General features: G+C 59.5%; 17 protein-coding genes. 5 read left to right on the forward strand and 12 right to left on the reverse strand.

The window, feature by feature from the left end:
* Nucleotides 1-31 precede the first annotated feature (31 nt).
* Nucleotides 32-1,396: an aryl-sulfate sulfotransferase gene (locus GAL01_RS03385; RefSeq protein WP_062030975.1), complete on the reverse strand. Its 1,365-nt coding sequence runs from the start codon at nucleotides 1,394-1,396 to the stop codon at nucleotides 32-34.
* Between the two features lie 178 nt (nucleotides 1,397-1,574).
* On the opposite strand from GAL01_RS03385, the gene GAL01_RS03390 reads away from it, so the two are divergent.
* The 4 genes from GAL01_RS03390 to GAL01_RS03405 all read left to right on the forward strand — a co-directional run bounded on the left by GAL01_RS03390 (nucleotide 1,575) and on the right by GAL01_RS03405 (nucleotide 9,535).
* Entirely contained in the window at nucleotides 1,575-3,017 is a 1,443-nt protein-coding gene (locus GAL01_RS03390; RefSeq protein ID WP_062030977.1) for a sulfatase family protein, read from the forward strand.
* A gap of 181 nt (nucleotides 3,018-3,198) precedes the next feature.
* Nucleotides 3,199-5,718, forward strand: coding sequence for a TonB-dependent receptor (locus tag GAL01_RS03395; protein ID WP_062030979.1), 2,520 nt, complete (start codon nucleotides 3,199-3,201; stop codon nucleotides 5,716-5,718).
* A gap of 17 nt (nucleotides 5,719-5,735) precedes the next feature.
* Nucleotides 5,736-8,084, forward strand: a complete 2,349-nt coding sequence (locus GAL01_RS03400; protein ID WP_062031063.1) for an arylsulfatase — start codon at nucleotides 5,736-5,738, stop codon at nucleotides 8,082-8,084.
* 29 nt (nucleotides 8,085-8,113) lie between these two features.
* Nucleotides 8,114-9,535: an arylsulfatase gene (locus GAL01_RS03405; RefSeq protein WP_231865379.1), complete on the forward strand. Its 1,422-nt coding sequence runs from the start codon at nucleotides 8,114-8,116 to the stop codon at nucleotides 9,533-9,535.
* A 68-nt stretch (nucleotides 9,536-9,603) separates the two neighbouring features.
* Here the strand turns inward: GAL01_RS03405 and GAL01_RS03410 are convergent, their stop codons facing one another.
* The 10 genes from GAL01_RS03410 to GAL01_RS15635 form a co-directional block, all read right to left on the reverse strand.
* Nucleotides 9,604-11,361 (reverse strand): dihydroxyacetone kinase family protein, encoded by a 1,758-nt coding sequence (locus GAL01_RS03410; protein WP_062030981.1) that lies wholly within the window; start codon nucleotides 11,359-11,361, stop codon nucleotides 9,604-9,606.
* Between the two features lie 36 nt (nucleotides 11,362-11,397).
* Nucleotides 11,398-12,417 (reverse strand): ABC transporter permease, encoded by a 1,020-nt coding sequence (locus GAL01_RS03415; protein ID WP_077803267.1) that lies wholly within the window; start codon nucleotides 12,415-12,417, stop codon nucleotides 11,398-11,400.
* Nucleotides 12,407-13,912: a sugar ABC transporter ATP-binding protein gene (locus tag GAL01_RS03420; RefSeq protein WP_062030983.1), complete on the reverse strand. Its 1,506-nt coding sequence runs from the start codon at nucleotides 13,910-13,912 to the stop codon at nucleotides 12,407-12,409. Before GAL01_RS03420 ends, GAL01_RS03415 begins: the two co-directional genes overlap by 11 nt.
* 33 nt (nucleotides 13,913-13,945) lie before the next feature.
* Nucleotides 13,946-14,878: a substrate-binding domain-containing protein gene (locus GAL01_RS03425; RefSeq protein ID WP_062030985.1), complete on the reverse strand. Its 933-nt coding sequence runs from the start codon at nucleotides 14,876-14,878 to the stop codon at nucleotides 13,946-13,948.
* A 54-nt stretch (nucleotides 14,879-14,932) separates the two neighbouring features.
* Nucleotides 14,933-15,415, reverse strand: coding sequence for an RpiB/LacA/LacB family sugar-phosphate isomerase (locus GAL01_RS03430; protein WP_062031069.1), 483 nt, complete (start codon nucleotides 15,413-15,415; stop codon nucleotides 14,933-14,935).
* Between the two features lie 35 nt (nucleotides 15,416-15,450).
* Nucleotides 15,451-16,260, reverse strand: coding sequence for a triose-phosphate isomerase (locus GAL01_RS03435; protein ID WP_082790750.1), 810 nt, complete (start codon nucleotides 16,258-16,260; stop codon nucleotides 15,451-15,453).
* 185 nt (nucleotides 16,261-16,445) lie between these two features.
* Nucleotides 16,446-17,429: a beta/alpha barrel domain-containing protein gene (locus GAL01_RS03440; protein WP_062030987.1), complete on the reverse strand. Its 984-nt coding sequence runs from the start codon at nucleotides 17,427-17,429 to the stop codon at nucleotides 16,446-16,448.
* A 3-nt stretch (nucleotides 17,430-17,432) separates the two neighbouring features.
* Nucleotides 17,433-19,142 (reverse strand): glycerol-3-phosphate dehydrogenase/oxidase, encoded by a 1,710-nt coding sequence (locus GAL01_RS03445; protein WP_062030989.1) that lies wholly within the window; start codon nucleotides 19,140-19,142, stop codon nucleotides 17,433-17,435.
* Nucleotides 19,139-20,758 (reverse strand): FGGY-family carbohydrate kinase, encoded by a 1,620-nt coding sequence (locus GAL01_RS03450; RefSeq protein ID WP_062030991.1) that lies wholly within the window; start codon nucleotides 20,756-20,758, stop codon nucleotides 19,139-19,141. The genes GAL01_RS03445 and GAL01_RS03450 overlap by 4 nt, the downstream gene beginning before the upstream one ends.
* Before the next feature lie 119 nt (nucleotides 20,759-20,877).
* The gene (locus GAL01_RS15635) at nucleotides 20,878-21,039 is read right to left on the reverse strand and encodes a hypothetical protein (protein WP_156476386.1); all 162 of its coding nucleotides are present in this window, start codon (nucleotides 21,037-21,039) and stop codon (nucleotides 20,878-20,880) included.
* A gap of 63 nt (nucleotides 21,040-21,102) precedes the next feature.
* Between GAL01_RS15635 and GAL01_RS03455 the strand changes: the two genes are divergently transcribed.
* A complete protein-coding gene (locus tag GAL01_RS03455) occupies nucleotides 21,103-22,554 on the forward strand; it encodes a phosphomannomutase (protein ID WP_174694445.1) in 1,452 nt (483 codons plus the stop codon).
* 47 nt (nucleotides 22,555-22,601) lie between these two features.
* Here the strand turns inward: GAL01_RS03455 and GAL01_RS03460 are convergent, their stop codons facing one another.
* Nucleotides 22,602-23,558, reverse strand: a complete 957-nt coding sequence (locus GAL01_RS03460) for a hypothetical protein (RefSeq protein WP_062030995.1) — start codon at nucleotides 23,556-23,558, stop codon at nucleotides 22,602-22,604.
* Between the last annotated feature and the right edge of the window lie 13 nt (nucleotides 23,559-23,571).

A 23,571-nucleotide genomic window follows, 5' to 3' on the forward strand; every position in this document is an offset into this window, starting at 1 on the left:
CATGACTTTGGCTGCCAGCCCTGCGGTTATATTATTTTTCCGGATCTGAAGCCGGAACCACGACTGTTTCGGTATGGGAGACGGTTGAGGGCACCCATCCATATGGCACGGGCTGGATACGATAGACCCAGTTGGAGCGCGTTGTTTTTCCTGGAGAGCTGCCGGGCGTTTCACCTGAATAGGGCGACACATATTCCCACACGATTTCACCCGTGGGCGTGACCTGGAAGAAGCGTCCGTTCATGCCTTCGTCAATCAGGGTATTGCCATTGGGCAGCCGGTCCACGGAGCTGATGAAGCTGCTGTAGAAGGACCATGGCGGGCCGCCCGAATTCTCGCCCGTGTACTGCCAGACGACCTGTGCCGTTACGGGATTGATTTCCAGAATTCGCGAACCGTTGGCGACCTGTAACGGACGGGCGGGATAGCCTGCTTCGCCCTGATTGTCGAAAACGATCAGGTTGCCTGCACCCGGTAGGCCTTCGGGAACAAGATGCGCGTCATGCTGTCCGACGAACTGGTCGACGGCGAAAGGAACAGCCGGTTCGCTGCGGCGCCGCTGCGGGAGGTTGGGGCCCAGACGCCATACGACCTTGCCGGAATGGCGGTCTAGGATCGCGATGAAGTTGGCCTCCCGTGAGTCGATCAGGATGTTGTCTGGCGCGAAACGCTTGTCTCCTGCACGGTACCAGTGGTTATCGCCTACAAGCTGCATGTTGTTGATATGAAGGTAATCCGGATTTTCAGCATGCGTTACCAGTTGAAGCTGGCTGTCGGTAAAGCCGAATTCCTGAAGATGGTCTCCGGCCTTCCAGGTCCAGCGGATTTTGCCGTCCGGGGCGATCTCATAAATCACGTCATCAAGTACCGGCTTGGCTCCGCCGGGGATGGAGCGGTTCTGGTTGGCCAGAAGAAGCGTGCCGCCATCGGGCAGGCGCGCCCAGTCATGATGCTGACGGGCATTGCTTTCGGGCGACTGAAGCCCCCATTCCCAGAGCGTTTTGTCGGACCAGTCCACATAGCCGAAAGTCCGGTTACGGAAACCGGCTGTGGCTCCGGGGATCTTGTGGGTGCCGTCCCCGCGGATTTCCGAAAGCTGAAGCCCGATAATGCCTTTCTGCCCCTGGACCAGAGCGGGATCAATGTATTTGGCGGGGAAACCGGCCTGTGCCCATTGCCGGACCTCGTGACCGTTCATGTCGATGAGATGGGTATGATTGTCGCTTCCGGAAAACAGGAGGAAGCTGTTGTAAGCCTTTTCGGGGCTGTAACGGGTGACGCCGGTCGGCACTACGCTGGGGACGGCTTTTGCCACGTCCGGGAAGGTCATGAGGGCAGTGCACAAGGCCATCGTACCCGTAGCGACGGTGGAAAGCCTGAGTCGGAACGAAGCCATATCACTTACCCTGTCATCTGGAATCATGGTCTCCCGGGGGGAGCTTCCGAACTGAAACCGCTTTTCGGGGTTCTTTCAACCATCAATATTGGTTTTTATGAATTTACATCCTATTTTTTGGTTGTTAATATTTTTAACCATAATTGATAGTTTAATAATCCAGACTGAAAGCCCGCAGATGACCCGATTTGTCCAGAGGCGTCGCGCCTTCCTTTCCACAGTTGCAGGGATCGGCCTTGGCGGAATTACGGGTCTGGGAGCGCGGGCGATCGCCCAGCCCCGGATTTCGGGCCGTTTCGGCGAAGGGACAAAGGCGCCGAACATCATTTTCATTCTCGCGGATGACCTTGGATACGCGGATGTGAGCTGCTTCGGCACGCCGGGTTTTACGACGCCTTCCATCGACCGTATCGCGCATGAAGGCATCAAGCTGACGCGTGCCTATGCGAACTCCGCCGTCTGTTCCGCGACGCGGACGGCCCTGATTACCGGGCGTTATCAGGACCGGATTGCCTGTGGTCTGGAAGAACCGATTGCCTCATCCAGCGGGAAAATCGGGCTTCCACCGGGATTGCCGACCCTGCCGGAGCAGCTTCACAGGGCTGGATACAGGACAGCTCTGGTGGGGAAGTGGCACCTTGGGAGCCCTCCGGAGTTCGGGCCGCTCAAGAGCGGCTATGACCATTTTTACGGTATTTCCGGTGGCGCTGCCGACTATTTCACCCATCAGGGAAAACCCGGCGAGGACCAGTTTTATCGGGACGACCATCTGATCCACGATCATGGTTATCTGACGGGGCTTCTGGGGGACGAAGCTGTTCGGCTGGTCGACACTTTCGCACAGGACACGTCGCCATTTTTCCTCAGTCTGCATTTCAATGCGCCGCACTGGCCCTGGGAAGGGCCGGAGGACGAGGCCGAATCAAAGCGCCTGAAAGGCAGGATCTTCGACTATGATGGCGGAACGCAGAAGACCTATGGCCGGATGGTCAGAGCTATGGATGACCAGATCGGCCGGGTTCTTGCGACACTTGACCGCCATCAACTGACGGAAAATACGATCGTCGTGTTTACCAGCGACAACGGCGGCGAGCGTTTCTCCGAGATCTGGCCTTTTACGGGCATGAAGGGGGAGCTTCTGGAGGGTGGGCTCAGGGTACCGGCGGTTCTGAGGTGGCCCGCACGGGTGAGGGCAGGGTCCGAGAGCGACCAGACCCTCATCACGATGGACTGGCTTCCCAGTTTCCTGGCTGCTGCGGGCGTGACGCCGGACGCAACTTTCCCGTCCGACGGCACAAATCTTCTGCCGTTCCTGAGTGATCCGGAGAAACGCCAGTCGCGCTCACTGTTCTGGCGTTACAAGATCCATGACCAGCACGCTCATCTCGATGGCGATTACAAATATCTGAAAATCGGGGAGAACGAATTTCTCTTCGACGTTGTCAGCGATCCGCGCGAGAGAGCCAATCTGAAAGATCGCAAACCGGAGCTTTTTGCCCGTCTGAAAAAGGAATGGGCAGTCTGGAATGCAACGATGCTGCCTTTTCCGCAGGGCAGTTACAGTTGGGGAGCGGATGCCCAGGATTTTGCGGATCATTATGATGCGTCCCAGTCAGATTGACGTGGGCTTCACCGCAGCTGATCACAACAGGCGACGGAATATATAACTCAAATAAATAGTACTAATAAATACATCCCGAATCCGTTACGTGCGTATGGACCGAATCAAAACGACGATATATCGTTCTTATGTAAAAACAACGATATATAAATGTTAATGCGGTTTCGGGAATATTCTGGTCATGAAGAAAAAATACGTCCTGCTTACCGCCATCGCGGCCGTGGTTGATGTGACGGGGTGGGACAGTGCGCAGGCACAGAACACTGCCCACACGGAAGGACCCGCGGCCACGCATGCCGCGCACAGGCATCAGACGGCAAAATCGGTTCCGGCAGCCCGGCCCACTCTCAAAGCAGTCAAGGCGCCGGTCTCCGATCCGGAACTGATCCACGTGGTCGCATCTCCAGTGCAGGCAGCAGCGCACACGATTGACCAGGAAACGCATGCGCTTCAGAACGTTCCGCAGGCTGCGACACGGATCGGTGCACAGGAACTGAAGGCCGAACATATCACGGCCCTGCCCCAGGCCGCGCGCCTTCTGCCTACCGTTCAGCTCAATATTTCCAATCCGCGCAACACCACAATCAATATCCGTGGCCTCGGAGCCGCCGGGACGGCAGCGACCGATGGGATCGAAGGGGGCGTGGCGGTGTATGTCGATGGTGTTTATCGTTCACGCCCTGCGACAGCGCTGAGCGATCTGGTCGATCTGAACGGGATCACTGTCCTGCGTGGTCCGGCCGGAACGGAAGGCGGCATGACGGCCACGGCAGGCGCCATCGAACTCACCACGGCAGCGCCGGATCTGCATACCCGACATGTTTATGGTGAGGCGGGGGTTGGAAATTATGATTATAACCGCTGGAGCCTTGGCGTTACGACGCCGCTGATCAAGGACAAGCTTGCGGTCCGGCTAAGTGCTTTGGGATATGGCAACAGCGGCTGGGTCAAAAACCTTGCGGGTGGTGGCGATATTAACGGCCAGACCAGCCGCTCTTTCCGCGCTCAGGTTCTGTATCACCCCACGGATGAGCTGAGTGTCCGGCTGACGGGAGATTATGCCCATCTGCGTGAGAACTGCTGCTCTGGGGGGCTCTACAAGATCGTTGCAACCAAGACGGATGGCAGCGCCGTAGCGGGAACGCTGCCGCAGCGTCTGGGCTGGGCCGGATATGGCGCGACGGCTCCGTCCAATGCGCCCTATACCATCAACCGAAGCTCTCTTTCTGACGCAGAGCAGGAAGACATGGGGCTTTCGGGCCATGTGGACTGGCACCATGCCAATTTCACGCTGTCCTCCATCACGGCTTTCCGGTGGTGGGACTGGGCACCGCATAATGACGGTGATCTGGGGCCGGCCAATGCCATTCTCAACAGCAATGCCAAGGTCGATCAAAGGCAGTTCACGCAGGAACTCCGTTTTTCCAGTTCTCTGGGGCGTCTGCTCGATTATCGGGTTGGAGCGTTTTACATGTGGCAGGAAAACCGCGTTTACGGTGACACCCGCTACGGACCGGATGCCGGGGCGTGGTATGGATATGGAACCGGAAGCTCACCCGTTAGCGGTATCTCTGCCGAACAGGCCTCGAATGTCCTGAACAATTATGACGTGCGCAGCTATGGACAGCCCACCACCAATTATTACGGGCTTTATGCGAACGGGACCTGGCACATCACCCGCAAACTGGATTTCGTGACGGGTGTACGATATAATTACAGCACCAAAACGGGAAGTTTTTCCCAGTGGCAGGTCACACCCGAAAGCTATAATTCAGCCGTTACATCAGTGGCTACGGCACAGAAAATCTGGGGCCTGTATGGTAGCAATACGGGATATGGCGCGCATGTCGATAATGGTTTCGTAACCGGACAATTCGTTGCGAAATACCATGTGGCGGATAATGCCATTGTTTATGGCCGCTATGGCCGTGGCGGAAAATCCGGTGGCCTCAATCTGGTCTCTTTTTCTGCGAGCCAGCTTTCTCAGGGCGCAGTTTCGCCGAATGTCGGAAAGGAGACGGATGACTCCTTTGAGGTTGGGGCGAAGGCGCAGTTTCTTCAGAACCGTCTTCTGGTCAGTGGGGCGCTGTATCAGACGAACGACCACAACTATCAGGTCACGGCAGTTCATGAATATCAGGGCGCGCTGGTTTCCTATCTGAGCAGTGCTCCAAAAGTGCGGGTCCGTGGTGCGGAGATGGACATTCATTACAGCCCGCTTGCCAATCTCGTAACGTCTCTGTCTGCGTCTTATAATGACGCCCAGTTCCTCCAGTATTCCACAAGTGCGCCGCCGGAACTGGCATGGAAAGGCGCTTACAGTCTCGCCCATACGCAGATTCCGTTCGTGCCGAGATGGGCGCTGTCGGCTGCGGTGCAGTATTCGCACGGGATCGGAAAGGTTTTTTCCCGCCCTCTCGATGCCTATGCAGGTGGGAGCTACAATTACAATACCCGTATGAACACCTCCAGCAACAACTCCGTTTATGGCTGGGTGCCGGCCTATGGCACGCTGAACCTGAATTTCGGGTTTCGCGACCATCAGGGGCGCTGGGAGCTTGCGGGTTTTATCAATAATGCAACGGACGAGCGGCGTGTGTCGCAGATTTCCCAAGGAAGCGCCGCTTCGGGGAATGGCAGCTGGTACGCCTATGTCACGCAGCCCCGCAATTTCGGCTTTATTGCCCGCGTGAATTACTGAACCGGCGAGGAATGGTCATGAAAAGACAGACGTCTCTGGGCCTTCTTCTGGGCAGTACGCTTTTATGGGGCAGCCTTGCACAGCATGTCCATGCAGCAGAACCGTCCCAGGCGACGCAGGGTTGGCCGCAATCGCCACAGGCGCCCAGGGGGGCGCCGAATATTGTCGTTATTCTGATTGATGATGTCGGATTTGGTGCGACGAATGTTTTTGGTGGTCCGATTTCGACACCGGATTTTGCACGTCTGGCGGATGCCGGGCTGCGATATGACAATTTTCACGTCAATGCTTTGTGCTCCCCGTCGCGGGCATCATTGCTGACGGGATACAATGACCGGCAGGTGGGGTTTGGAAATATCGAAGAAGCGGCTTCGAAGCATCCGGGATATAATACCGTTCTGCCTGCGAACGTGACGCCGGTTGCCGAAGTTCTCAAGGAACACGGGTATAATACGGCGGCATTCGGGAAATGGCACAATACGCCTTACTGGCAGATCAGCGCGGCGGGGCCATTTGATCTGTGGCCGACAGGGCGGTGGGGGTTCGAACATTTCTACGGCTTCCTTGCCGCAGCGGACAACCAGTATTATCCGCGTCTTTACCGTGACCAGACCCCTGTTGAGCCGTCTTCCACGCCGGAACAGGGCTATTACTTCACGACCGACATCACCAACGAAGCCGTTCGCTGGCTGCATCAGCATGACGCCGTGGCGCACGACAAACCGTTCTTCCTTTATTATGCGACGGGTGCGACGCACGAGCCACATCATGTGCCCAAGGCATGGATTGCGAAATATAAAGGGAAGTTCGATCAGGGCTGGGATGTTATCCGGCAGCAGAGCTTTGAGCGTCAGAAGGCGCTTGGCGTTATCCCGGCGAATGCGGAACTGACACCGCGCCCCTCCACCCTGCCTGCATGGGACAGTCTGTCTCCGGATGAAAAGAAGCTGCTCGCGCATCAGGCCGAGGTTTATGCCGCTTTTGCCGAAGAGACGGATCATGAAGTCGGGCGGCTTCTGGAGACGCTGCGGGAGGAAGGCATTGCGGACAACACGCTTGTCCTGGAAGTGTTCGGGGATAATGGGGGGAGTGCCGAAGGCGGGTTTCTGGGGAAGGATGCGAAGACTGCGGAGGGCGGAACGCCGGATGTCAGGACGCGTCTGGCCGACAGTGATGCGCTGGGAAGCGAGTTGTATCTCAACCATTATGCCGCCGCATGGGCATGGGCGCTGACGTCTCCGTTTCAGGGCACGAAACAGGATGCCGCCCATCTGGGCGGGACGACGGACCCGCTGGTCATCTCCTGGCCCGCACGCATCCACGATACTCATGGAATACGGGGGCAATTCGGGCATCTGAACGATATTGCGCCAACGCTTTATGAAGCCGCCGGAATTACACCGCCGTCCCACACGGCGGGCGTTGAGCAACTCCCGATTGAAGGCCGGAGCCTGCTTTATACGTTCGATCATCCCGACGCCCCCTCGCGGCACAAAGTGCAGTATTTCACCACGAGCGGAAATCTGGGCATCTATTCCGATGGATGGTGGGCCGGCCAGCTTGCTCAGGAAACGTGGGAGGTGGGTGACAACCGCGTGTATCTTACGCGTGGGACACAGCGGCAGACGCATCCGTGGGAGCTCTACAGGCTGAGCGATGACTACAGTCAGGCCCATGATCTGGCTGCGAAATATCCCGAAAAACTCAAAGAGCTTCAGGCGCTTTTCCAGCACGAGGCCAGCCGTAATCATGCAGATCCGCTCCGGCCCGGAGTTGACGCCTATCCGCTTGGTACGGCGACAGGCCAGACGGTCTTTACATACCGCTCTGGCGTGGATCGCGTAGGGCCGCGTTTTGCACCGGATCTGGGGCATGATCCGTATACGCTGAGTGCTGATGTCGATGTCCCTGCGGGCGGGGCGCAGGGGGTGATTTTCGCCGAGGGCGGGCGATATGGGGGTGTCACCCTTTATGTTTCGAAGGGGCGCCTTGTTTATGAAGCCAATGCAAATGGTGTGCGGACAGGACAGATCGTAACGTCTGCTCCTTTGGCGGCAGGACGGCGGCATATTGTCGTGACGGTCACACCGGAGCAGGAGCGGACAGCGGGGAAAAGCGATGCGGCAGCGGAGATGATCCGGCGCTGGGTGGGCGGGAAACCGGTTCTCGCGACGGTAGGGCTTTCCGTGGACGGAGCCCCGGCCCGGCAGGCGCGTTTCAGCAACATCGCCCTGTCATCGCGCGAGACCCTCGATATCGGTCGTGATCTGGGATCTGCCGTGAGCCCGGCCTATACTGTGCCCGCAGCATTTACGGGCCGTATCGACACGGTCACCCTCACGACTGCGCAGTCCTCCGGCCAATGAATCCCGTTCCATCAAAGGAGGCGCAGGCCTTGATCCGTTCAATCCGCATGAACCGCCGGACACTCCTCGCCGGGACCGCAGCGCTCGGCACGGTTACTCTGGGTCTCTCGGAGGGGGCTGCGCAGGCGGCTTCCAGGGCAGTCTCGCGGGCGCCCAACATCATTTACATCATCGCGGATGACTTGGGTGTGTATGATCTGGGCTGTTACGGCCAGACCAGAATCCGCACACCGCATATCGACCGGATGGCGGCTCAGGGCATGAAGTTCACGCAGGCTTATGGTGGCGCGCCTATCTGCTCGCCTTCCCGCTGTGCGCTCATGACGGGGCGCCATATGGGACATGCGTCCATCCGAGACAATTTTGCGCTCGCCGGAGGCGTGGTCGGATACAAGGGGAAGGAACAGATCCGCAGGGCCAATCTGTTCGATCAGGAACCGACGGTCGCGTCCGTTCTGAAAGAGCAGGGATATGTGACGGGGCTGGTGGGGAAGTGGCATCTCGATGGTTACGATCCTGACGCCATCCCGACGCGGCACGGGTTTGATGAATTCCACGGATGGCTGACGCAAACGGAAAAGACGCAGGGCTATTTTCCGGAGAAATGGTACGACGGCACGACGTTACAGGATGTCGCGGGAAATGCCGGCGGGGGGCGGGCTGTCTACGAAACCGACATCGTGACGGATCAGAGCTGCGACTTCATCAGGCGTCATCGTCAGAAGCCCTTTTTTCTGACGGTCGCCTATAATGCGCCGCATAGCCCGCATATTACACCAGCCGAGGGGGATTATGCAGGAGAGCCCTGGGGCGCCCGGGAAAAGGCCTATGCGGCCATGATCGAATTTCTGGACGCTGGCGTCGGCAGTATTCTGCAAACGCTTGAAGCGTCCGGGCTGGACAATGATACGATCGTGTTTGTGTCGTCCGATCATGGGCCGAGATCCGAACCTACGGCGGAGCAGACGGAAGTTGTGACCTTCTTCAACTCTCATGGTCCGTTGCGAGGCTATAAACGCGAGCTTTACGAGGGTGGAATCCGTGTTCCGCTGATTGCGCGATGGCCTTCACGGATCGCTGCGGGCGCGACGAACGGGACACCCGTTTATCATCCCGATTTGCTGCCGACGGTTCTCGGGCTGGCAGGGCGCAGTGTTCCTGTGGTGACGGATGGTCGCGATCTGACGCCCGTTCTGCTGGGGCATGGGGAGCTGCCGGAGCGACTGCTCTACTGGGAGACATATGAGCCGTCTTTCTGGCAGGCGGCGCGTCTGGGGCGATGGAAAATCGTGCGGCCCGTCGGGTCATCCCGGCTGGAGCTTTATGATCTGACGGCAGATCCGGGCGAAAAGCGCGATGTGGCCGCCAGGCATCCCGAGATTATCCGTGAACTCTCAGGACGACTTGTATCGGAACACAGGCCGTCGCGTGAGTATCCGATCGCCCTTTAACTGGCGAAAAGGAGGGCACCGGTCATCGTCCGCCCAAGCAGAAGAGACGATGACCGGTGACTTTGCTGTCAGGCCCTGAGGTCGTGCAGCAGATCGTGGCCGTGCTGGGCAGCCATGCCGCTTTTCAGGTCCCTGCCGACGCTGCGTACGCACAGGGCGAGGGACAGGGCGCCGGCATCGGGATGGCCCTTGCTGCGCTCGCCATGCATTTTCGCACGTCCCATCCGGGGCAACAGGTTGCGTGTGTCCTGCGCGGCCTGATAGGCGGCTTCCGCGCTTTCCATCCAGGCTTTGACGAGTTCATGGCCCGCGGCCAGTTCCCGCTCCAGCGTTTCCACAAACGGGACCAGCGCATCCACGAGCGTCTTGTCGCCGGGCCTGGCCCTGCCGAGCAGCATGATGCGCTCCATACTGTTGCGGGCACCCTGCGAAAGCTGCCGGGCATTTGGCAGACGGCCATCATCGAGCGCCGTGCTGAAGGCCCGCAGACCTTCGCCCCAGAGCGCGCCCGATGTGCCCCCGGCACGATCGGCCCAGGCATCGGCTGCCGTGGCCAGAACCGTAGCCGGGCCGGCACCGGCATTGGCCGCGTTACGGGCGGCGCGGGCAGACGCTGCGGCCCCGCGCGCCATGCCCTGTCCATGGTCGCCATCGCCTGCAAGTGCGTCGATATGGCCGAGGCTGGATTCCTCGGCGGCCAGCATTTTCGCCAGATTTTCCATGACATCCGCGACGCACGCCCCGCCCTGACGGCCCGCTGCGGTATCGGAGCGCATATAGACGATCGTTGCCTCATCTTCGACGGCAAGGTCGGCCACGCCGTCTCCGACCAGTGTGCCGTGGCGCAGGGCCGCGGAATCCACCGGCGCGCGCCAGTACTGCTCAAGATCCTCGTCGAGCCATGTCAGGGTCAGGGAACAGCCCGCCATGTCCAGACTTGTGACATACTCGCCCACCAGCGGGGCCACGAGGGTCAGCCCGGCGTTTTCGAACATTGGCGCCAGCGCGTTCCAAAGCACGAAAAGCTCTTCCTGCTTGGTGCTGCCCAGACCGTTCAGCAGCACGGCGACACGGCGCGGCGCCTCGTGGGGAATTTCGGCCAGCAGGCGGTCGAACAGGATTTTTGCCAGCGCTTCCGGGCTGGGGACGTCCTGTTCGTCAATTCCCGGCTCACCGTGAACGCCCAGGCCCAGAGCCATGCGGTTTTTGGGAACCTCGAACAGTTTTTCAGTCTCGCCGGGCAGGGTGCAGCCGTCGAAAGCCACGCCGAAGGTGCAGGTCTGACGGTTCACGCGATGCGCGACTTCCTCGACCTCATCGAGCGTCAGTCCGGCTTCGGCAGCGGCCCCTACGATCTTGAAAATCAGCAGGTCTCCCGCAATGCCCCGGCGGCGTTCGCGGGTGGAAGCGTCCGAACTGGCCACGTCATCGGCAGTTGCCAGAAGGCGGACGTCATAGCCTTCTTCGCGCAGACGGTCGGCGGCAATGCCGAAATTGAGCACATCGCCCGCGTAGTTGCCGTATCCTAGGATGATCCCGCCGCCGAGATCGGCCTGTCGGGCGATGCTCTTGATCGCCTGCGTGGAGGGGGATGCGAAAATGTCGCCTGCCACGGCAGCATCGCCGAAGCCCTTGCCGACATAGCCCGCAAAGGCGGGATAATGGCCCGAGCCGCCGCCCAGCACGACGGCGACTTTGCCTTTCGGACCTGGCTTTGCCCGCAGAACGCCGCCACGGACGAGGCGCACAAGGTCATGATGGATCAGGCTGAACCCGCGAAGGGCCGACATTGCGAAATTGGATGCGTCGCCGCAGATCTTGGTCATGTGTTTTTCCTCCAGTCGTGTCCCGCAGCGGGACAGTCAGGCTGCATCACGGTTGAGGTAACGACGGGCCAGTGCGTCGAAGGAGATGGCAAGGACAACGATCCCGCCGCTGACGACCGACTGCCAGTAGGGCGAAATTCCGAACAGGACGATGATGTCTTCGATCATGCCGATGATGACCGCACCCAGAACCGCTCCGACCGGGCTGCCGATGCCGCCGGTGGTCGCGACACCGCCAATGACGGCTGCGGCGATGGGGGCGAGAACCCATGTGTCACCGATGGAAGGCTGGGCCGTTCCCAGACGGGCGACCATCAGGATTCCGGCAAGGGCGGACAGGAACCCGGCGAGGGCAAAAGCGCCCATGCGGATGGCGTTGACGCGGATGCCCAGCATCCGGGCGGCGTCCGGGTTGCTGCCGATGGCGTAGATGTAGCGGCCGACGGGCGTGCGGAACATGACGAACGCTACAACCGCCAGACACACCAGAAGCACGACGAACGGCACGGGAACACCCATGACGAGCCCACGCCCGAGAAAGGAGATGTCACGGGGAATACCCGTAATGGCTACGCCTTTGGTCGCAACGAGGTTGGCGCCGCCATAAACGCCGGCCATACCGATCGTCAGCACCAGCGAGTGCAGGCGGAGTTGCGTAATGAGCGCTCCGTTCAGCAATCCGCACCCGGCTCCCATCAGCAGGCACAGCCCGAGCGAAAGCCAGGGGTTCAGCCCAAGCTGCACCATTAAAATGCCGCCCACCACGCCCGCCAGGCCGCCAATGGCGCCAACGGACAGGTCAAGCTCGCCCAGGATCATGAGAACGGACTGTCCGATCGTGACCAGCCCGACAAAGGCCAGCGCACGCGCGATGATCATCATGTTGAAGGACGTCAGGAAGTGCGGCGACAGCGCACAGGACGCCCCGAAAATGATGACGAGCGCGGCGATGACGCCGCCCAGCGGATTGCCTACCAGACGCGACACCAGAGCCTTCATGGGCGGCAGTTTCGGCGGCTTCGACGGCGTGGCGGGGAGGGTGGTTTCAAGCGACATGACGGGTCTCCGGGGCGCCGATGATCGCGCCGACAAGCGTGTTGACGTCGGTGGTGGCCTGATCGAACGAACCCGTGATCCGGCCGGAATACATGGTGATGATCCGCGAGGCGCAGCGCTGAAGCTCGGTCATTTCGGACGAGACGAGGATGATCCCCACGCCTTCTTCGGCAAGCTGCTGCATGATCCGGTAAATCTGGAATTTGGTTCCGATATCGATCCCTTTGGTAGGTTCGTCGAAAATCAGGACGCGCGGCCTGCGGGCCATCGCCCGTCCGATGATCGCCTTCTGCTGGTTGCCGCCTGACAGATGAACGATTTTTTTGGCCGCGGAGGACGTCCGGACGTCGAACTGCCGGATCGTCTCCGCCACGACGTCATTTTCGCGCCGGGAGGAAATGACGCCGCCGCGCTTCATGCGGTCCAGAACCGAGAGGCTGATATTTTCCCGCACGCTGAGCAGCGGGAAAATGCCATGATGTTTGCGCTCTTCGGAGAGGTAAACCATCCCCATCGCTACGGCACGGTCCGTGCGGCCACGGGGGATTTCCTCTCCGTCGAGGAAGCACTGGCCGGATGTCGCCCGATGATAGCCGAAAATCGTCTGCATCAGTTCGGAGCGGCCCGCGCCGACAAGCCCCGCAAATCCAAGGATCTCGCCCCGGCGCAGGGTGAAGGATGCGTCCGAGAACCCCGGCCCCGAAATTTGTTTAGCGCTCAAGATCGTGTCGTTTTCGCTGATGGCGAAACGCGGCTGGAACTTCTCTTCCAGTGAGACAGAACTGCCGGACATGAGCTGGATCAGGTGTCCTTCCGTCATGCCCTGCATGGGGTAGGTGCCGACGCTACGGCCATTGCGCAGAACCGTTACCGTGTCGCCCAGCTCAAAGATCTCTTCCATCTTGTGGGAGACAAACACGATCGCGCAGCCGTCATCGCGCAACCTGCGGATGATCCGGAACAGATGCTCGGTTTCGTTTGCCGTTAGCGAGGAGGTCGGTTCATCAAGGATCAGAACCCTGAATTCCTCACGGCAGGCTGCGCGCGCGATCTGCAGAAGCTGCTGGTCCGGCACGCTGATTCGGTTCACCAGATGGCCTGGTTTTGCATGAATTCCGAAGCGCTGGATGAGGTCTGCCGCAGCCTTCTCCATGGCACGCCGCGAGACCGTCAGATGGCCAAACCCGGAGCGGTCGAACGGCATGAACATGTTTTCGGCCACCGTCATGGAACCGAAAAGGCTCAGCTCCTGCGGTACATAGGCGACCTTCGTAAACAGGGTGCGGTCCGCCAGCGCGTCTCCGTCTTCGATCAGGACGCGGCCCTCATCGGGGGCGACGAGGCCGGTCAGGACCTTGATCAGGGTGGATTTTCCGGCACCGTTTTCGCCCGCGAGAATATGGATTTTCCCCGGCTCCAGCGTCAGGTCCACATGATCGAGCGCGACCACGCCGGGATAGGTCTTCCGTACGGCTTCGATCTGAAGAATTGTCATGGTCGTGTTTCCCTTGTCCTGATCGGCAAGATGTCAGAGGGTCTTGCTGGTCAGGAGATCAATTCCGGTGTCGATATATTTGGGTGTCTTCTGTCCCATGGCTTTCTGCCAGGCAGAGATGACGGCCCAGTAACCCTGCATTTCGGGGCGGCTGGAGGCGGAAGATTCCGCTACGCCGTCCTTGATGAGCTGGATCATGTCATTGAGGTTGTCGAGGCCGACTTCCTTGACTTTACCGGTCTTGCCCCCCTCGCGGATGGCCTGTCCGATGCCCACCGGTCCAGATGCATCGCAGGCGACCCAGCCCACCAGGTCCGGATGGGCCTGCATGATGGCGGAGGCCTGTTTCTGGGCGGTTTCGATACTGTCATTGTCGATCCCCGTCGCGACGACTTTCATGTCGGGGTATTTCGCAAAGACCTTCTTTTCACACTCGGCCCGAAGCGTATGGTTTGGCGCTGTGGGCACACCCATCATGATGGCAACCTCGCCCTTCTTGCCAACGAGGTTCGCCAGCCTCTCGGCGGCCATGGTGCCCTGTTCGCAGAAATCCGCGCCGACTGCCGTGATGTCCATGCCTTCGGGGGGCAGGGAGTCGAACACCGTCATCGGGATTTTCTGGTCCGCTGCTTCGTCCATGGCGGCGCGATTGCCCTTCTCATCCAGCAGATCAAGGATCAGGCCATCGGGATGGGTCGCGACAGCGCGTTCGATAATGTCGTTCTGCGAAGACACATCGGCTGTCTGCGGCGCGCGATATTCGATTTCGACCGGGCGGCCCGTCGCTTTGGTGATCATGTCGCCAGCGGCCTTCGCCCCTGTCATGGCCTTGTCAAACCACGGATGGACCGTTTTGGGGATCAGAACGAAATGCAGGGGCGGGCCACTCTCCGCCGCACAGGCGACGCCGGAGGACAGAACTGGCGCAGCCGCCAGCATTGCGGCAAAAGCGAATGCCGTTTTCATAACTCTGTTCTTTCGAAAATCAGCCTGAACCTGTCCGGGCTGAAAGTTTTTATTTCAGCAGCTCATGTCCGCGGAGACGGGCTGCCGGTATTTCCTGCCGAGTGCATCAATTCCGGCAATATTGCGCGCCGATGCACTTGTGGGATCGAAGGTGCAGGCCAGCCAGGCTTCCACGATCGACTTCGCCACTTCCGGCCCGATCACACGCGCGCCCATGGTGATGATATGCGCGTTGTTCGACAGGGCCGCGCGTTCGGCGGAATAGGTGTCATGGGTCAGGGCCGCCCTGATGCCTGGAATTTTGTTGGCGGAAATGCACACGCCAATTCCGGTTCCACAGCACAGGATGCCCCGGTCGAATTCACCGCTCAGAACCGCCAGCGATACGCGCTCGCTCAGTTCGGAATACAGTTCGCCCCGTTCATCTTCGGGATGGGACATGTCGACGACGACATGTCGACCAAGCGTCGAGAGATGCTGGGTCAGAAGTCTCGCCAGGCCTTCGCCTGCGCTGTCTCCACCAATGGCAATACGCATGGTCATTTTCCCTCTTCCTGCGTTCAGGCGACCGTTCAGGCCGCTATTTTGTCCGAAGCCAGATCACGCACACTGTCGATAAGGGCCATGAAGTCCGTCGCCTTCCAGGCCGCCCGCCCAATGAACACACCATCCACATCCGCAAGTCCGACATAACCGCGGATGTTCTCACGCGAGACGCTTCCGCCATAAAGCAGCGGGATACGCGCGCCCTCCGCACCTGCGAGGTCCTGCACGACGCGCCGGAGCCGGGTGTGAACATCCGAGACGAAGCCTGCGTCCGCCGGGCGGCCGGAAGCTCCGATGGCCCAGACCGGCTCATAGGCAATCAGGACGTTCGCCAGATCTTTTCGCGCCACACCATGAAGTGCGATTTTGGTCTGCCGGGCGAGCGTTTCGTGCGAGACGCCAAACTCGTACTCGTTCAGCGTATCGCCGATGCAGATGAGCGGGCGTAACCCGTGACGAAGGGCTGCATGAACCTTCAGGTTCACGGTCCAGTCCGTCTCGCCGAAATGCTGGCGACGTTCGGAGTGGCCGATTTCCACCATCGAGGCGCCGCAGCCCCGGATCATTTCCGGTGAAACTTCGCCCGTCCAAGACCCGCTGTCTTCCCAGTGCATGTTCTGCGCGCCCACCATCAGGGCGCTGTCTTCCAGCACGGTGCAGACATCCTTCAGGGACGTGAAAGGCGGGATGACGAAAGGCTGGATCCCCTGCGGGGGAACAAATCCTTCAAGGGCCTGTGCCGAAGCGATGGCTTCGGCCGGTCCCTTGTTCATCTTCCAGCTCGTTCCGATCCAGACCTGAGCCATTTCCGACCTTCCGAAAGGCTGAATGTTCATCCCGATTCTCCGTATTGCAGAACGGCATATGTTAGCTTGAGCGTTAAAGTATAACATAAAAGAGTTACCAATGCCAAAAATAACGATACAAAATTCAGGAAGTTCAGAGAAAAAATTCTCTTTGAGGGTGATTTTTCTTCTGAATTCTCTGGAAATCAGCTCTGTTTTATAATCACATAAAAATGTTACGCTGCATGCTCCAGCAGGACCGCTTCGGTCACGACGCTATCCAGATCCGCCTCTCTGAGGGGTGGTACGCCCTGAGCGCCCAGTTTTTCATGATAGAGATGTGTTGCTTCTTTCGCCGACAGGGCTCCGTCGGTCACGCTGCGCATGGCCTCGATCAGTAAAAGCGGGTCATCTGCATCCACGATCTTGCGGCCGAAAAGCGCTGCGCGCGCGCCACAGCATTGTGCCTGATGGATCAGTTCCAGACAGTCGCGTGTTGTTCCGCTGCTGCCCCCCATGATGCCCACGATCACGGAAGGGTCGAATGCACAGAGTTCGCTCAGGGCGTCCGCACCATTGAAGGGCACCTTCAGAAAAACGGGGCGTTCTTCACGCCGCAGGCCTGCCAGACAGCGAACGATCATGTCGTTCAGATAAAAGCCGCGGTCGGCCTGTGCGATCCGGCCTTCATTGGGATTGAAGACCTCAAGGAAATACGAAAAGCGGCTTTCTCCGGCTTCTTCACGAAAGCGGGCGAATTCTTCCAGCGCAAAGCTGTCCTGCGCGGCGTCGCCGTTGAAGGTCATGGAATACAGGCCAAGGCTGGTCTGCGCTTTTTTTAAAGATGCCGAGCGGAAAGGAACGGATTTCTGGGACTGGTAGGAGCCACCCCGCCCGCGCCACAGATCCGTCGTGTCATTGGCCCGGATCGCGGACTGGATCCGGGTTCCGGCAAAACCGTCTTCCGCGATCAGGGTCTCCAGAATGGAGGCCGAAGTCAGCATGATGTCCACGATGTCCTGCTGGAGGATGCCGTGGATAACGTCGACATATTCGCGGCGCGTCCGGAAACGGGAATGACCCTGTCTGAGGTCGCGACGCAGGCCTGTGGCACTGATGCCCGCGGCCATGTCGGAATCCTTGGCATCTGCGAGAATGAAATCCGTACGGTCGTCCTGACCGGCCAGCATGCGCGCGATTTTTTCTTCGTAACGGTTCATGGTTCAGGCTCTCAGGGCTGTCTGTGAGGGGGATGTGTCGGGGAGGTCGCCCTTCAGGTTGTGGCGCTCCTGCGCTTCTTTCCAGGCGGCGCGGCACTGCCGGTCCGTTTCCTGCGCGCTCCATCCCAGAGCTGCGCCCACGACACCGCCCCCTTCGAGAACGACGTCGGGTGTGAGGAGCCCGCTCAGGGCAATCGGCGTCCGCCGAAAGAGAACATCGGAGAGGGTGCGGACCAGTTCTTCCGAAGCGATGAAGGCCAGTTCGCGCCGTGTGTAGGTCGGGAGCGTCCGCAGTGGCGCGTCGGCTTCCTTCTGGCAGAACACCGCAAAAGCGCGGGCCCGCGATCCGTACCGCTCCAGCAGAATTCCGGCCCTCTGGCGCGGCATGCCATAGGTTACGAAAAACTCGTCCAGATACGCGGAATAGCGCTCCGGCGCCGGATAATCGCGACCGCCGCCAATCGGGAAAGTCTTAGTAGAGAGGTGGCGTGGTGCGCCCAGAGTTTCGAGCAACCGGTCCGCGACCTCTTCGGCCAGTCCGCGGAATGTCGTCCATTTCCCGCCAACCAAGGACAGGAGGGGCGTGTCTCCAAGCCGGTTTTCATGCACGATATGATCGCGGCTGATGGCTCCGGGATCGGACGCATCGGTCGCGGGGAGGGGACGGACGCCACTGTAGCGGTAAACCACGTCATCGGGGCTGAAGCTGAAGCCGGGAAACAGATCCGCGACCATCCGCAGCATGTAATCCTGTTCGTCGTCGGTGCACGTGGCGGTATCGGGATCTTCGATCCGGATATCCGTCGAGCCGACCAGAACGTGACCGTAAAACGGATAGGCCAGACAGATCCGTCCGTCCGGTGTTCCGAAATACATCATGCGTCCTTTGAGTTCGCGCAGAAGCCCGTCATGTCGTAACAGCAGATGCGAGCCTTTCGTGCCGCCGATATAACGCGTCGTCTCGCCGAGGACGGCATTGATGCGGTCGATCCACGCGCCTCCCGCATTCACAAGCGCCCGCGCCCGGACGTTGCGTGTCTCTCCGGTCATGCTGCCCCTGAGGCGCAGAATGCCATCGGCAAATGAAACCGGAACGGTATAGGTCGCAACCCCGCAGCCGGTCCCGACATTCAGGCCGTCCTGCACACATTCATAACCAAGCCGCTCGGGCTGGGTGATGGCAGCGTCATAATATTGTGCGGTAGCGAGAACATCCGTCGCCATATGCGGCCACTCTTCCCGCGTTCTGCGATTGAGGAAGAGGCTGTGTCGCGGCATGACACGCGCGCGGCGTCCCAGAAAATCATAGATCTGAAGCCCGGCTTCCAGCACCAGAGCCCCCCGGTCGGTCATTTTGCCGCCCAGACGCAGGAATTTCCGCACGGACGGGACGATGCCTCCGAACCAGGAGCGGATTGGCAGAACCGTTGGCAGGGGTTTGACCACGTGCGGCGCATTCCGCAGCAGAAGATTGCGCTCCAGAGTGGACTGCGCGACCAGGCGGAATTCACCCGTTTCGAGATATTTGATTCCGCCATGGATCAGCCGCGAGGGCGCGCAGGAGGCGCCGGAACAGATGTCGCTCCGATCAACGAGCAGGACGCGCAGATCCTGTAGGGCCAGTTCGCGAAACAGGCCGGCTCCGTTGATGCCGGCGCCTATGATGACGACATCGAACTCCGCATTCTCGCAGATATCTTTCAGTCCGCTCATGGCCGTGCTCCCTGTGTCATGGTGCTGGCCATCGCGTAGTTCAGAACCGGTCCGGCCTCCACGAGATCGTTTTCGCGGGAATGCTCTGTTGTGGCAGGTTTCAGGGAGGACGTTCCGCCATCATAAAGATCTGACCAGAACGGCCTCATGGCCTGCGTCAGTGCGACATAGCGGCGATAAATTCCCTCATAGACACGTTCGCGGTCCGGCTGCGGTCTGTAGGTGTGCATCGGCACGTCCTGCGCGGCCACGGCGTCTTCAAGGCTGGCGTACAATCCTACGGAAACGCTCGCCGTCAGGGCCGCGCCCAAAGCTCCGGCTTCGCGGACTTCGGGGATGCGGACAGGCATTCCCAGAATATCCGCGAACATCTGGGCGATGGCAGGCTGTCCGCTTCCACCTCCCGAAATTCCGATCCTGCGAACGGGCCCGGTCTGTTTGAGGGCATCGACATGTTCACGATGATTGAAGACCGTTCCTTCCACCATTGCCTGAAACAGGTCCGCCCGGTCATGCCAGGATTGCACGCCGAACAGGGATGCGCTGGCGGGGGCGTCATAGGGCGAGCCGAACAGGAACGGGTGATACAGCGGAACCGCAGGACGGGCTCCTGGCTGGGACAGGCGCGCTTCTATTTCCGCAGAAAGGCTCCGGGCCGCGTCCTGATCGCCTGGCATGAGGATTTTCGCCAGCCATTCGAGATTGCTTGAGGATGCCGGAGAAATTGCCATGCAGTTCCACAGTCCGCGACGATATCCTGCCCGACAGGCCCAGCCTTCCCCCACGACAGGTCGGTCGCGGAAAACCTCGTTGATCGAAAAGGTTCCAGCCGTGATCGACAGATCGCCCGCTCTGGTATGGCCCAGACCGACGGCTGCGGCCGTCACATCATGCAATCCGACCGAAACGGGTGTGCCGGCAACAAGCCCCGTCAGGGCTGCGGCTTCCGCCGTCACGACGCCACCCTGCTCACAGGAGAGGCGCATTTCCGGCAGCGCAGCCCGGATGTCCGCAAGGCCCAGAACATCGAGCAGGTCGTCGCTGTAATTCTGCGTGTACAGATCGGTGAAAGACGTGCTGGCCTCGGTCAGATCCGTCGCGATTTCGCCTGTCAGGCAGTAACGGATCCAGTCCTTGGCAAAAATCACGGACCCGATCGCCTGATACCGTTCCGGCTCGTTGTCCCGGATCCAGGCAAGAAGTGTGTTGGCCGAATAGACGTACGGACGCTGCCCCGCGATCGGGAGAGTCAGATCGGAAATGCCGTCACGCTTCCAGCGTTCGTGAATGGCCGTCGCCCGGCTGTCGAGCGACATGATGCCCCGGCCCAGCGGATTTCTTGAGCGGTCAAGTAGAAAAACGCCATCTCCGTGCGCCGTGACACCGACAGAGGCGATGGCATTTCCGTCCAGCTCCGCATCCCTCAGCGCGTCGCGGATGGATCCGATAACGGCCTGCCACGCTTCGTGCATATCGCGCTCGACATGATGCGGGCGCTCCATGTGCTGTGCGACACGGCGTCGCCCTGTTCCGACGATGGCCCCTGTGGACGAAAACACAACAGCTTTGGTCGTGGTGGAACCGCTATCGATTCCGATGATGAAATCCCGGCGCATTTCTGGCCCTCCAGACGGCTTCAGTGTCAGGGACACGCAAATTCGAAGGACAGCCATATCACCGATTACGAGATATAGAACACATATATCTGTGATATTCTAAGATTTAGTGTGACTTATCACGCGGATGCCCCGATGTCGGGCCAGAAATCTGATCTGCTGCGGATAACCTGCACGGTTGTCATCACATCAGCGGTCAGCCATAAAAACAGGAAATGCTTCTTATTGAGTGGATGCAAAAAGAAGCGCACGTCATACTGCACGCAATCAGGCACTGACATGTCCATCCATAGCCTGTTTTTCTAACTGTTTGGGACTGATTACATATGAAAATAGCTGACTGGATGGTGGAATCAGGCGTTGCGTTTGGAACGAGCGGCGCGCGTGGGCTTGTGACGTCCATGACGGATGCTGTCTGTTTTGCGTATACCGTCGGCTATCTCAAACATTTACAGACGCTGGGCGAGTTTGCTCCCGGAACATCCGTCGCCATCGCCGGAGACCTTCGGCCGAGTACGCCGCGCATTTTGCGCGCCTGTGCGGCTGCCATTCTCTGGATGGAAGGCCAGCCGGTAAACTGCGGCTTTGTGCCGACGCCTGCTCTGAGCCTCTATGCGTTTGGCAGGGGTATTCCGTCCCTCATGGTGACGGGAAGCCATATTCCGGACGACCGGAACGGCATCAAGTTCAATCGCGCCCGGGGCGAGTTTCTCAAGAGCGACGAAGCTGCCATGCGGCATGAGGACGTCACACTTCCGGAAGGCTGGTTTGATGAGCAGGGCGCCCTGAAAATTGACGTCGCAGTCCCGCCACTGACTGATGTCCTGAGGGAATATGTAGCCAGATATGTCGATTTCTTCGGCCCGACAGCGCTTTCGGGCCTGAAGCTTGGAATTTATCAGCATTCTGCCGTGGGGCGTGACGTTCTGGTGTCCGTCGTCGAAGCCCTTGGGGGTGAAGCCCATCCTCTGGGACGCTCCGACGTGTTCGTTTCGGTCGATACGGAGGCCGTGCGCCCCGAAGATGTCGTCCTTGCGCGGGACTGGGCGCAGACGGGGCAGTTTGATGCGATCCTGACGACAGATGGTGATTCCGATCGCCCTCTTCTGGCGGATCAGAATGGCCGCTGGCTGCGGGGTGATGTGCTGGGTATTCTCGCGGCCCGCAAGCTTGGCGCCGTCTCCGTCACAACGCCCGTCAGCAGCAATACGGCGCTGGAAGCATCCGGCGTTGCGCCCTTCGTTCAAAGAACGCGTATTGGCTCGCCATTCGTCGTGTCAGGCATGACGGATGCTGTGGAAAAGGGAAATGTTCCGTCTGTTGGCTACGAAGCCAATGGGGGCTTTCTGCTTGCCAGCGATATCGAGCATGACGGCCGACGTCTCGTGGCATTACCGACGCGCGATGCCGTCCTGCCCATGCTCTGTGCGCTGGTTTCGGCCACAAGCGGGCAGAACGGGCTTGCGGAACTTCTTGAAACACTTCCGCCGCGCTTCACCGTGAGCGATCGTCTGAAAGACGTTCCGACAGAGCAGAGCAAGGCCCGTCTGACCATTCTGCGTGAGGACGTTCCGGCTGTGAGCGGGACTCTGGGGTTTGTGGACGCCTGCGGACCTGTTGCAACCGTCGATGAGACGGACGGTATCCGCATGACGTTCGAACGTGGCGATATCATCCACCTGCGGCCATCCGGCAATGCCCCGGAACTGCGGGTGTATGTTGAATCGGCGACGCCCGAACGGGCCGAGCAACTTCTGACACTGGGGCTTGAGGCTGTCCGTCGCTGGATGGCATAGACGACCAGTCTGCGATCAGGCTTGGATCCTCGGTGAGCTTTGCCTGATCAGTGGGGGTTGAAGGCCGGAAGGGCAGGGCCGTAAACGGCAGCGGGGCCGTTCATGATACCGATTTTTCCACGGACGCCATAAGTCTGGGCCGGGAACTGGATGGCGCTATAGGAACTGTCGCTCTGCACCCAGTAGTCGCTGCTGGCCTTGCCGCCGGACTGGCTGACGAGAATGATCGAGCCGGTTGTGATGTAAAGAGAGCCCGCCGGTTTGCCGACTAGCGCATGCAGCTGGATTGGAGGAGTGTGCGGAGGGGCAATTTCTATATGCCCGTCAAACGTCCACGGACCCGAAATGAATGCGGTTGTTGCATTGTAATCCAGATGCGACGAGAACCAGTCCAGTTCCATGCCGCCTTGATCGTCCACGCCAAGCGTGTTGTTGAAAACGCCGACGTCGATCAGGGCAATGCGCTCTCCAGCATCCACCGGATTGGGAATGGTATAAATCCCTGTCCCATTGTTATGGATCTGGGCATGGGAGAGGCCAAAGCCATAGGAATGGTTTCCGAACGTCAGCCCACGCCGGAAATTTGAAATGGAGATGTTCTCCAGAGTAATTGCGGCCGCACGGATATTGTCGTCGTCTTCATTGTCGAAAACGATCCCGTCCGCCTTGGGCTGGCCGGTCAGGATAAGATGATCAATGCTGTTGGCGGCCGTATCGTAACTTTCAGGCTGCCCTTTACCGTCTGACGAGATGATGATCGCAGGCTTTCCATCGGGAAGACCGGAAGCATCCAGTGTGCCGTTGGTGAGTGTCGTCGTGAGCGGATTGAGGTGCAGGGTTTCCCGAATTTTGTAGACCTTCCCTTTCAGATCGACCCGGCACAGGGTCGGCCATGACGGGCAGGCTGCCAGCATTGCAGCGGGATCGTTCGCATGCGCGGCTGTGGGAAGCGCCAGCGCACTCATGCCGGCAATCGCGAGAACTTTCAGGAGATGACCAGTCATGGAGTGCGTCTTC

This window comes from Gluconobacter albidus, from assembly GCF_002723915.1.
Classification (GTDB): Bacteria; Pseudomonadota; Alphaproteobacteria; order Acetobacterales; family Acetobacteraceae; genus Gluconobacter; species Gluconobacter albidus.

Bases quoted from the DNA above. Each gene is read 5' to 3' on its own strand.
- GAL01_RS03395 (WP_062030979.1), top strand. From the start codon at position 3,199: ATGAAGAAAAAATACGTCCTGCTTACCGCCATCGCGGCCGTGGTTGAT.
- GAL01_RS03410 (WP_062030981.1), bottom strand. From the start codon at position 11,361: ATGACCAAGATCTGCGGCGACGCATCCAATTTCGCAATGTCGGCCCTT.
- GAL01_RS15635 (WP_156476386.1), bottom strand. From the start codon at position 21,039: ATGTCAGTGCCTGATTGCGTGCAGTATGACGTGCGCTTCTTTTTGCAT.
- GAL01_RS03455 (WP_174694445.1), top strand. From the start codon at position 21,103: ATGGTGGAATCAGGCGTTGCGTTTGGAACGAGCGGCGCGCGTGGGCTT.
- GAL01_RS03430 (WP_062031069.1), bottom strand. From the start codon at position 15,415: ATGCGTATTGCCATTGGTGGAGACAGCGCAGGCGAAGGCCTGGCGAGA.
- GAL01_RS03425 (WP_062030985.1), bottom strand. From the start codon at position 14,878: ATGAAAACGGCATTCGCTTTTGCCGCAATGCTGGCGGCTGCGCCAGTT.
- GAL01_RS03445 (WP_062030989.1), bottom strand. From the start codon at position 19,142: ATGAGCGGACTGAAAGATATCTGCGAGAATGCGGAGTTCGATGTCGTC.
- GAL01_RS03435 (WP_082790750.1), bottom strand. From the start codon at position 16,260: ATGAACATTCAGCCTTTCGGAAGGTCGGAAATGGCTCAGGTCTGGATC.
- GAL01_RS03415 (WP_077803267.1), bottom strand. From the start codon at position 12,417: ATGTCGCTTGAAACCACCCTCCCCGCCACGCCGTCGAAGCCGCCGAAA.
- GAL01_RS03450 (WP_062030991.1), bottom strand. From the start codon at position 20,758: ATGCGCCGGGATTTCATCATCGGAATCGATAGCGGTTCCACCACGACC.
- GAL01_RS03440 (WP_062030987.1), bottom strand. From the start codon at position 17,429: ATGAACCGTTACGAAGAAAAAATCGCGCGCATGCTGGCCGGTCAGGAC.
- GAL01_RS03390 (WP_062030977.1), top strand. From the start codon at position 1,575: ATGACCCGATTTGTCCAGAGGCGTCGCGCCTTCCTTTCCACAGTTGCA.
- GAL01_RS03400 (WP_062031063.1), top strand. From the start codon at position 5,736: ATGAAAAGACAGACGTCTCTGGGCCTTCTTCTGGGCAGTACGCTTTTA.
- GAL01_RS03460 (WP_062030995.1), bottom strand. From the start codon at position 23,558: ATGACTGGTCATCTCCTGAAAGTTCTCGCGATTGCCGGCATGAGTGCG.
- GAL01_RS03385 (WP_062030975.1), bottom strand. From the start codon at position 1,396: ATGGCTTCGTTCCGACTCAGGCTTTCCACCGTCGCTACGGGTACGATG.
- GAL01_RS03420 (WP_062030983.1), bottom strand. From the start codon at position 13,912: ATGACAATTCTTCAGATCGAAGCCGTACGGAAGACCTATCCCGGCGTG.